7 protein-coding genes are annotated in these 8,347 nt (G+C 74.0%); 3 read left to right on the top strand and 4 right to left on the bottom strand.

The features are described 5' to 3' along the window. Positions 1 to 6: 6 nt before the first annotated feature. Complete coding sequence (locus GWI24_RS35875) at positions 7 to 759, top strand: ABC transporter permease (protein ID WP_210950220.1); 753 nt, start codon at positions 7 to 9, stop codon at positions 757 to 759. A 59-nt stretch (positions 760 to 818) separates the two neighbouring features. On the opposite strand, the gene GWI24_RS35870 is transcribed toward GWI24_RS35875, so the two are convergent. Then, on the bottom strand, positions 819 to 1,574 hold the full coding sequence (locus GWI24_RS35870; RefSeq protein WP_210950218.1) for a hypothetical protein: 756 nt from the start codon (positions 1,572 to 1,574) through the stop codon (positions 819 to 821). Positions 1,575 to 2,010: 436 nt separating this feature from the next. Between GWI24_RS35870 and ggt the strand changes: the two genes are divergently transcribed. Next, positions 2,011 to 3,786 carry a gamma-glutamyltransferase gene (gene ggt / locus GWI24_RS35865; RefSeq protein WP_210950219.1) on the top strand — a complete coding sequence of 592 codons (1,776 nt, stop codon included), beginning with the start codon at positions 2,011 to 2,013 and terminating at the stop codon, positions 3,784 to 3,786. A gap of 109 nt (positions 3,787 to 3,895) precedes the next feature. Here the strand turns inward: ggt and GWI24_RS35860 are convergent, their stop codons facing one another. The 3 genes from GWI24_RS35860 to GWI24_RS35850 are packed head-to-tail and all read right to left on the bottom strand — an operon-like array spanning position 3,896 to position 6,377. Next, entirely contained in the window at positions 3,896 to 4,453 is a 558-nt protein-coding gene (locus tag GWI24_RS35860) for an isochorismatase family protein (RefSeq protein WP_210950217.1), read from the bottom strand. A gap of 47 nt (positions 4,454 to 4,500) precedes the next feature. After that, positions 4,501 to 5,949: an MFS transporter gene (locus tag GWI24_RS35855; RefSeq protein ID WP_210950216.1), complete on the bottom strand. Its 1,449-nt coding sequence runs from the start codon at positions 5,947 to 5,949 to the stop codon at positions 4,501 to 4,503. After that, complete coding sequence (locus GWI24_RS35850; protein ID WP_210950215.1) at positions 5,946 to 6,377, bottom strand: MarR family winged helix-turn-helix transcriptional regulator; 432 nt, start codon at positions 6,375 to 6,377, stop codon at positions 5,946 to 5,948. Before GWI24_RS35850 ends, GWI24_RS35855 begins: the two co-directional genes overlap by 4 nt. Before the next feature lie 165 nt (positions 6,378 to 6,542). Here GWI24_RS35850 and GWI24_RS35845 point away from each other — a divergent pair, with 165 nt between their 5' ends. Then, a complete protein-coding gene (locus GWI24_RS35845) occupies positions 6,543 to 8,330 on the top strand; it encodes a hypothetical protein (RefSeq protein ID WP_210950214.1) in 1,788 nt (595 codons plus the stop codon). Positions 8,331 to 8,347: the final 17 nt, after the last annotated feature.

The raw sequence follows: 8,347 nt of genomic DNA, 5'->3' as shown, positions 1-8,347 counted from the left end.
CCTCTTATGACTCTTCTCGCCCACACCGGCATCGTCTTCGGCCGCTGTCTGCGCTCAACGCTTCGCTCGAAGACCAATCTCTTCTTCGGAATGCTGCAGCCGCTGCTCTTCCTCGCCCTCTTCGGCCCGCTGCTGACCGAACTCGACATGGGCGTCAGCGGATCGTCCTGGCAGACGCTGGTCCCCGGTGTGCTCGTCCAGCTCGCCCTGCTCGGCGGTTCGTACGTCGGGCTCGGCCTGCTGATGGACCGCAACCTCGGCGTTCTGGACCGGATGCGGGTCACCCCGGTCAGCCCGCTGGCCCTGCTGCTGGGCCGCACCCTGCGCGATGTCGTCCAGCTGGTGGCCCAGTCGGTGCTGCTGGTACTGCTCGGTCTGGCCTTCGGGCTGCGCGCGCCGCTTCTCGGCGTACTGCTCGGGCTGCTGTTCGTGGCCGTGCTCGCGGCGGCCCTGTCCGCGCTCTCCTACGGGCTGGCCATGAACGTCCGTACGCCCCCGGAGTTCGCCGCCATCGCCAATACGGCGGGCATGCCGCTGATGCTGCTCTCCGGGCTGCTGCTGCCGATGACCCTGGCCCCCGGATGGCTCGCGGGCGCCTCGCGCGCCGTGCCGTTCCGCTACACGGTCGACGCGGTGCGCCAGGTGTTCCTGGGGCACTACGCCAACACCACGGTCGCCGTCGGGGCGGCCGTCACCCTGGCCCTGGCGGCGCTGTGCCTGATGGGCGGGGCGCGGCTGTTCGGCCGGGTCCGCGGCTGACTCGGCCGTCCTTGACCGCCTCGGCCGTCCTTGGCTGCCTCAAGTCGTCCTTGGCTGCCTCAGTCGTCCTTCGCGGCCGCCTTCGCGGCGGCGCGGGGGCCGACCGAGGTGGTGGCGGGCTTGGTCACATCCGCGACCACCTCCACCAGGTCCGGGCCGTACGCCTGGGAGTTGACCACCTTCAGCAGCAGGCAGAAGGAGCCCTGCGCGCCGTACTTCCGGGCCAGCCGGGCGCGGTTGCGGACGAGGTGGCGGACGGCGGCGCGATGGGTGACCGGCCGCTGCCCCGCGGCCAGGAAGACCGGCCGGCTGTCGTCGCCCGCCGTCAGCCGGGCCAGTAGCACATGCTCGACCGCGCCCGGATCCGGGCGGTAGTGGGTACCGGCGATGGTGAACATCCCCCGGTCCGTGCCGGAGTCGTCCCCCGCGTGCACAGTGACGCCCGGCAGTAGATTGGCCATATGGGCGGCGAGCCTGCGGTGCGCGGTCGGATCGCCGACGCAGAACTCGGTGCGCGCCCCGAAGCCCTGCAGCCCCGTGTCATGCGGGGCGACCTCGGCGTGCGCCCCGCAGTTCTCCACGACCGACGCCAGCCCCAGCAGCGCCAGCGCGTCATGGCGGGGAATGCTCCAGTGGGCCGAGGTGCTATCCCGATGGGTGACCATCACACACTCCGAACCGTCCGGCAGACCGAAGAAGCGCTGCTCGCGGGCGCGCTTGCGGCGCGCGAACCCGGAGTGCACGGCCCAGCCGGCGGCCAGGCCCACGATCAGGGCGGCCGCGGAGGCGATCAGGTCCTGCAGGGTGTCTGTCATGGCCGCGCATCGTAGCGGCCGACCGGGTCGATGTTCGAGCGCTCAGAGGTCGCGAAGGTTGCCATCAGGTATTGGGGTACTCGGTCGGCGAGTGAGCCGAAGGGGCGCGTCGCTGTCGAAAGGGAGAGCGCGCGCAGGGAGCGAGGTACGAGCGACCGAGCCCGGTCGACCGTCGACAGGGGGCACCTCCCAGCGGTAGCTGGGGGAGGCTGGAGCGCCCCGGAGGCGAACCGAGCCCTTAAAAAAGGGGGGGACCGATCCACCCCTGTTGGGGGTGCGTGGCTCGCGGGTAGGCTCCGGCCCCTGTCGTTTCGCTTGGAGGTCACGGATGGGGCACGCCGCACGACCAGCCGCATCGTCAATCAGGTCCACCACCGCCGCATCCGCCGGGGCGGCCGTCCGGCGCCGGTTGCCCGCGCTCGCGGCCGCGGCCGGAATGGTCGCCGTGCTGGGCGTCGTCCCGGCCGGTGCCGCCGGGCACGAGAGCGCCGACAAGGGCGCTCCGGCCAAGACGCCCGTGGCCGTCGGCTACGGCGGCGCGGTCTCCAGCGTGGACCCCGACGCCTCGGCGGCCGGGATCGACGTCCTGCGGCACGGGGGCAACGCGGTGGACGCGGCGGTGGCGACCGCCGCCGCGCTCGGGGTCACCGAGCCGTACTCGGCGGGTGTCGGCGGCGGCGGATACTTCGTCTACTACAACGCCAAGCGGCACAAGGTCTACACCCTCGACGGCCGCGAGACCGCACCCCGCAGCGCGGACCAGAAGCTCTTCCTCGACAAAAACGGCAAACCGCTGCCGTTCGCCGACGCCGTCACCAGCGGGCTGAGCGTCGGCACCCCCGGCACCCCCGCCACCTGGAACGACGCCCTGAAGGACTGGGGCACCCGATCGCTGGGGCAGGTGCTGAGGCCCGCCGAGCGGCTGGCCCGCGACGGGTTCACCGTCGACTCCACGTTCCGTCAGCAGACCGCCGACAACCAGGCCCGCTTCAAGGACTTCCCGGCCACCGCCAAGCTCTTCCTGCCCGGTGGCGAGCCCCCGGCGGTCGGTTCGACCTTCCGTAACCCCGACCTCGCCCGTACGTACGCGCTGCTGGCCAAGAAGGGCGCCGGCGCCATCTACAAGGGCGAACTGGGCCGCGACATCGTCGACACCGTGCGCAAGCCGCCTGTCGACCCGAAGGCGCAGCGCGTCGTGCGCGCGGGCGATCTGACCGCCGAGGACCTGCGGTCCTACGGAACGAAGCGGCAGGCCCCGACCCGGACCGACTACCGCGGTCTGGACGTGTACGGCATGGCGCCCTCGTCCTCCGGCGGCACGAGCGTCGCCGAGGCGCTCAACATTCTGGAGAAGACCGACCTCTCCAAGCTCAGCGACGTCGACTATCTGCACCGCTATATCGAGGCCAGCCGGATAGCCTTCGCCGACCGGGGCCGCTGGGTCGGCGACCCCGCCGCCGAGGACGTCCCCACCGAGGGGCTCACCTCGCAGCGGTTCGCCGACTCCCGGGCCTGCCTGATCAAGGACGACGCGGTGCTGAAGAGCCCCGTACCGCCCGGTGACCCGAACAACCCGTCCGGGCCCGGCTCCTGCGACACCCGGGGCCACGCCGCCCCGACCACGTACGAGGGCGAGAACACCACGCATCTCACGGTCGCCGACAAGTGGGGCAACGTCGTGGCCTACACCCTCACCATCGAGCAGACCGGCGGCAGCGGGATCACCGTCCCCGGCCGTGGCTTCCTGCTCAACAACGAGCTGACCGACTTCTCCTTCGCGCCCGCCGACCCCGCCGTCCACGACCCGAACCTGCCGGGCCCGGGGAAGCGGCCGCGCTCGTCCATGTCGCCGACGATCGTGCTGGACGGCCACAAGCCGGTGCTGGCGCTGGGCTCCCCGGGCGGGGCGACCATCATCACCACCGTGCTGCAGACCCTGCTGAACCATCTCGACCGGGGCATGCCGCTCGTCGACGCGATCGCCGCACCGCGCGCCAGCCAGCGCAACGCGGCCCAGACGGAGCTGGAACCGGGGCTGTGGAACGGCCCGGAGCGCGCCAAGCTCGAGGCGCTCGGCCACTCCTTCAAGCAGAACCCCGAGATCGGGGCGGCCACCGGGGTGCAGCGCCTGTCCGGCGGACGGTGGCTGGCGGCGGCCGAGACGGAACGGCGGGGCGGCGGCTCGGCGATGGTGGTGAGTCCGAAGCGCTGACCGCTGACCAGGTACGGCGGGCTCCGGTTCCGGAGCCCGCCGTACTCCTGTCCGTCAGCCGTCCGTCAGCCGTCGGTCAGCCGTCCATCAGCCGTCGGTCGGCCGTCCATCAGCCCAGCAGGCCGATGATCGCGTCCGTGGAGTCCGTCTCCCCGAGCCGGGGGAAGATCTTCTCGACGCTGTTGCGGTGCGCCTCGGCGTCCATGTCGGTCATGGCGTCGGTCGCGAGGGTCACGTGATACCCGTGCGCGTACGCCGCACGGGCCGTGGACTCCACCCCGATGCTGGTGGCGATGCCGCCGAGCACCACCTGGGTCACCCCGCGGCGGCGCAGCTGGAGGTCGAGGTCGGTGCCGTGGAAGGCGCCCCAGGTGTGCTTGGTGACCACGATGTCGCCGTCCTCGCGGCCGAGTTCCGGCGCGAGGTCGGCGAAGTCGGCCGGGAACTCCCCGCCGCCCCCGCCCCGCTGCGCCTCGGTGCGGCCCGGAGCCCCGGCCACCACCCGGACCAGGACGACGGGCAGCCCGCGCTTGCGGAAGGCGGCGGCCAGCCGGGCGCCGCGCTCGACGACCTCTGCGGTGGGATGGACGGTGGGCAGTCCGGTGATGCCCTTCTGGAGGTCGACGAGGACCAGGGCGGTGTTCGGGTCGAGCGTGGTGGCGGGCACGGTGCCTCCTGGGGGGTCTGCGGTGCGTATGAGGGAATGGAAGGTGGTCAGGTGCGGGTACGGGCGCGGCCGCGCAGGGCCCGGTCGGTGGCGGTCAGCACCAGCACCGCGAGGCTGAGCGCACCCGCCACCATGGCGATGCCGTGCAGCCCGGCGGCGGTCGCCCGCTGCCCGTAGAAGAGCCCGATGAGCCCGGCGGCGGTGATCGCGCCCAGGTACTGCGAGGTGCGCTGGAGCCCGGCCGCCGCGCCGACGCTCGTCGGCGGGGCCTGGGTGTAGACGGCGGCCTGGTTGCCGGTCGAGGACAGCCCCTGCGGCAGCCCGAAGAGGACCGCGGCCAGCAGCAGCGCGACCAGCGGGGTGGACTCGTCGGCGAGCAGCAGCACCCCGCTCCCGGCGGCGAGCAGGACGGCCGCGAGGACGAGCGGTGCGTAGATGCCCTTCGTACGGGCGCCGAGCAGTGAGCACACGGCGGCCGCGCCCGACATGGGCAGCATGACCAGACCGGCGCGGGAGGCGGAGTAGCCGTGCCCCTCCTCCAGCCACTGTGCGTATCCGTACATGACCATGTAGATGACCAGGTACGCCGTGCCATGGCGGAGGTAGGTGAGGGCGAGGGAGCGGTTGCGGCCGATCATCCGCAGATCGATGAAGGGGCGGGGGCGGCGCAGCTGCCACCAGGTCAGGACGCCGGCGAGCACCAGGACGACGGGCAGCAGCGCCCAGTTGGGCCGCGCCAGGTCCATCAGGAAGATCATGAGGGTGGTGAGGGCGGCGGTGAACAGCGTGATCCCGAGCGGATCGAACGCCGCGCCCGCCGTGCGGGCCCCGGAGCCCGCCGCACCGTCCTCCCTGCTGGCCACACGGGTCCTGGGGAGCCAGAGCAGTGCGAGCGTGATGCCGAGGAGGGCCAGCGGCACATTGACCGCGAAGATCGCCCGCCATCCGGCCGTCGCGGTGAGCACCCCGCCCAGCACCGGACCGACCGCCGCGCTGCCGAGCGAGGCGAGCGAGAGCCGGCCGAGCACGGGACGCGGTGTCTCCCGTCCGGTGGCGAAGGACTGGGCGCGCAGCAGCGCCATCGCCGCCGGGTACGCCGCGGACGTACCGATGCCGAGCAGCACCCGCGAGGCGATCAGCCAGCCGAACGCGGGCGCTAGCGCGCCCACCAGCCCGGCGGCGCACACCACGAGCAGCCCGGAGAGGAAGACCCGGCGCGGACCGAGCAGATCCGCGAGCCGCCCCATCGCGGGCTGCACCACGGCGCTGGCGAGGTAGAGGGAGGCCACCAGCCAGGCCGTCTGGGCGGCCCCGACCCCGAATTCATGCCCGATCGCCACCAGGCCGGTGGCGATCATCGTGGAGTTGACGGGGTTGAGGACCGAGCCGATGAGCAGCGGGGCCATCAGCCGGGGGCCGAAGGGGTCGGCGGGGGCGTGGCTCCCGCTCGCCGTCCCGGCCGCCGGTATGGCGGGCTTCCCCGCGGTGCCGGTCATTCCTGGACCAGCCGCTTCAGGAGGTCGGTGGCCTCGGCGAGGGTGCGGCGCTCATCGGCGTCGAGGCGGGTGTCGATCGCGTCCATCAGCCAGCTCTGCTTGGCCTGCCGTACGGAGGTGATCCCCTGCCGCCCCCGTTCGGTGCTCGAGAAGACCACCTGCCGCCCGTCGGTCGGATGCGGGGCCCGCTCCACCAGCTCCTGCTCCTCCAGCGCCGCCAGGATCATACGCATCGACTGCGGCCGGACCAGCTCGGCGCGGGCCAGCGCGGCGGTGGTGGTCGGCCCTTCGTTGTAGAGCCGGCTGAGCACGGCACGCTGGGAGGGGGTGAGCGCCCCCTGCGAGGAGGCCGCCCGCATACGGCGCATCAGCTGGGTGACGACGCCGGCGAGATCGGCGGCGAGGTGCGTTTCATCATGCGGGGCCATGGCTGGAGCATAGGAAATCGACAGGCAAACTTGCAAGTTTGCCTGTCGTGTGCGGAGCAGGAAAAGCGCCCGTAGCACAGCCGTAACCGGGCCCGTAACACGCAGGGTGTCCAATGCGTGGCCTCGGGTTGTGCATCGTCCATCGTCCGAGGGGGAGGGGTGGCCATGGCGAGCGGGCAACTCCCGGCCGAGGTCGAGGAGTTCGCGACGTATCTGCGGGCGCTGACGAGACGGCTGGACGCGGGGGCGGGCTGGTACGGGGTCTTCGCCCTGCGCGACCCGGACGGGCTGCGGGCCTGTCTCGACGGCCTCGAGGTGCCGCCGTGGGACCTCGTCCAGTCCCTGCTGCAGGACCTCTCCGCCCAGCACGGCCCCGGTGCCGCCCAGGAGGCGGCGTCCCGCGCGGCGACCCTCTACCGCGCCTCGGTCGCGGCCCACGACGCCGGGCCCGGCCGCCGCGAGGCCCTCCGGGGCCGCCTGGACGGCATGCTCCGCCAACGCCGGAGCGCCGCCCAACGCTCGGCCGATCTCCGGTCGGCCATGTCCACCGCCGAGGACCCGGCCGCCCGGCACCGCCTCGCCGCGGAGCTGGCCTGGGCCCACGACGACTACCAGCGCGCCACCGCCCGCGCGGAAGAACTCCACGCCCGCCTGGCCGCGCTTCCGGGTGTGTCCCGTTCTGCGCAGGCCACGGCGGCGGGGCCCACGCCACCGAGCCCGCTCGCGGGTGCGCCCGCGCCCGCGACGGGCGGGGCCGGCCGGGAAGTGCATCCGCGGGGGATGGCGGGGTCCGCGGTGGCGTACGAAGAGGAGGGCGGCGGCACCGCGGAGGCGGCCACCGGCCCCGGCGCCGCGGCGCTCGGGCACGTCGCGCGGGAGGGCGGCGGCGCGGAGGCGGCCGCCGGCCCCGGCGTCGCGTCACTCGGACACGCCGTGTGGGAGGGCGGCGGCACCGCGGAGGCGGCCGCTGGCCCCGGCGCCGCGTCACTTGAGCACGCCGCGCGCGAGTCGGCATCGGCAGGGCCCGGCAGTGAGCCGGCAGTCGCCGGGGGCGACGAGCCCGCGCAGCCCTCGGCGGCGTCCCCCGGCCCCGTTAACGCCCAGCAAGCTCCTGTCCCCGCCAGGTCGCGACCTCGCGGAGCGCGGTTCGCGGGGGTGGAGGAAGCGGACGCGGCTCCGCGGCCGCGCGGGGCGCGGTTTGCCGGGGCCGGGGATGACGGCGCCGCAGTGGCGCCGACGCTGGTCTCGCCCGTGCCTCCCTCGGCGGAGAGCGGGGCCGAAGGCCGTTCGTCCCCGCGTGGGGCGCGGTTCGCCGGGGCGTATGAGGGTGAGGACGGTGGCAAGCGTCGTAAGCGGGACAGGGCGGCGGACGACGGGCGACGGCTTGCCCGCGAGGCGGCGGAGCGCGCGGCGGCGCGGCGTGCCGCCCAGGAGGCGGTCGCGCGGCTGGGCCGGCTCCGGGCGGAGGGCCGCTCCGGCGAGGCCCATGTCGTGCTGTACGAGGCCGCCGTCTGGCCCGCCGCGCGGCTGCCGGTGCTCGCGGAGGAGCTGGAGCGCGCGGGACTCGGGGTCGATGTGTCCACGCTGCTGTGGGAGACGGCGTGTCTGCCGCCCGCACAGCTCGCCGCGGCCGCCGAGGCGCTGTTCGCGGCGGACCGCGAGGCCGACGGCGAGGGGTTGTTGCGGCAGAGCGTCTCGCGCCCCGTCCCCGAGGTGGCCCACACCGCGAAGGCGCTCCTCGCGGCGGGCGCCCCGAGCAGGGCCGCGTTCCTGCTGGAGGCGCTCGTACGGGCCCGTACGCCGGAGGAAGCGGCGCGAGCGGCGGCCGAGGACCCCGCCACGCTGGTGCCCCTGCTGCTCGACGCGGCAGCCGAGGTCTCCTCCAGTACCCACCACGACCTGGCCCACGCCCTCCGCACCGCGCGCCTGCCGGGCGTCCCCGGCCTCGCCTGACGCTCGCGCGAGGGCGA

The organism is Streptomyces sp. MK37H (assembly GCF_018035285.1).
Lineage (GTDB): Bacteria > Actinomycetota > Actinomycetes > Streptomycetales > Streptomycetaceae > Streptomyces > Streptomyces endocoffeicus.
This window is presented reverse-complemented; position numbering and strand designations above follow the sequence as displayed.

Coding starts and splice junctions, on each gene's coding strand:
- GWI24_RS35870 (WP_210950218.1), bottom strand. CDS start 1,574: ATGACAGACACCCTGCAGGACCTGATCGCCTCCGCGGCCGCCCTGATC.
- GWI24_RS35875 (WP_210950220.1), top strand. CDS start 7: ATGACTCTTCTCGCCCACACCGGCATCGTCTTCGGCCGCTGTCTGCGC.
- GWI24_RS35850 (WP_210950215.1), bottom strand. CDS start 6,377: ATGGCCCCGCATGATGAAACGCACCTCGCCGCCGATCTCGCCGGCGTC.
- GWI24_RS35845 (WP_210950214.1), top strand. CDS start 6,543: ATGGCGAGCGGGCAACTCCCGGCCGAGGTCGAGGAGTTCGCGACGTAT.
- ggt (WP_210950219.1), top strand. CDS start 2,011: ATGGTCGCCGTGCTGGGCGTCGTCCCGGCCGGTGCCGCCGGGCACGAG.
- GWI24_RS35855 (WP_210950216.1), bottom strand. CDS start 5,949: ATGACCGGCACCGCGGGGAAGCCCGCCATACCGGCGGCCGGGACGGCG.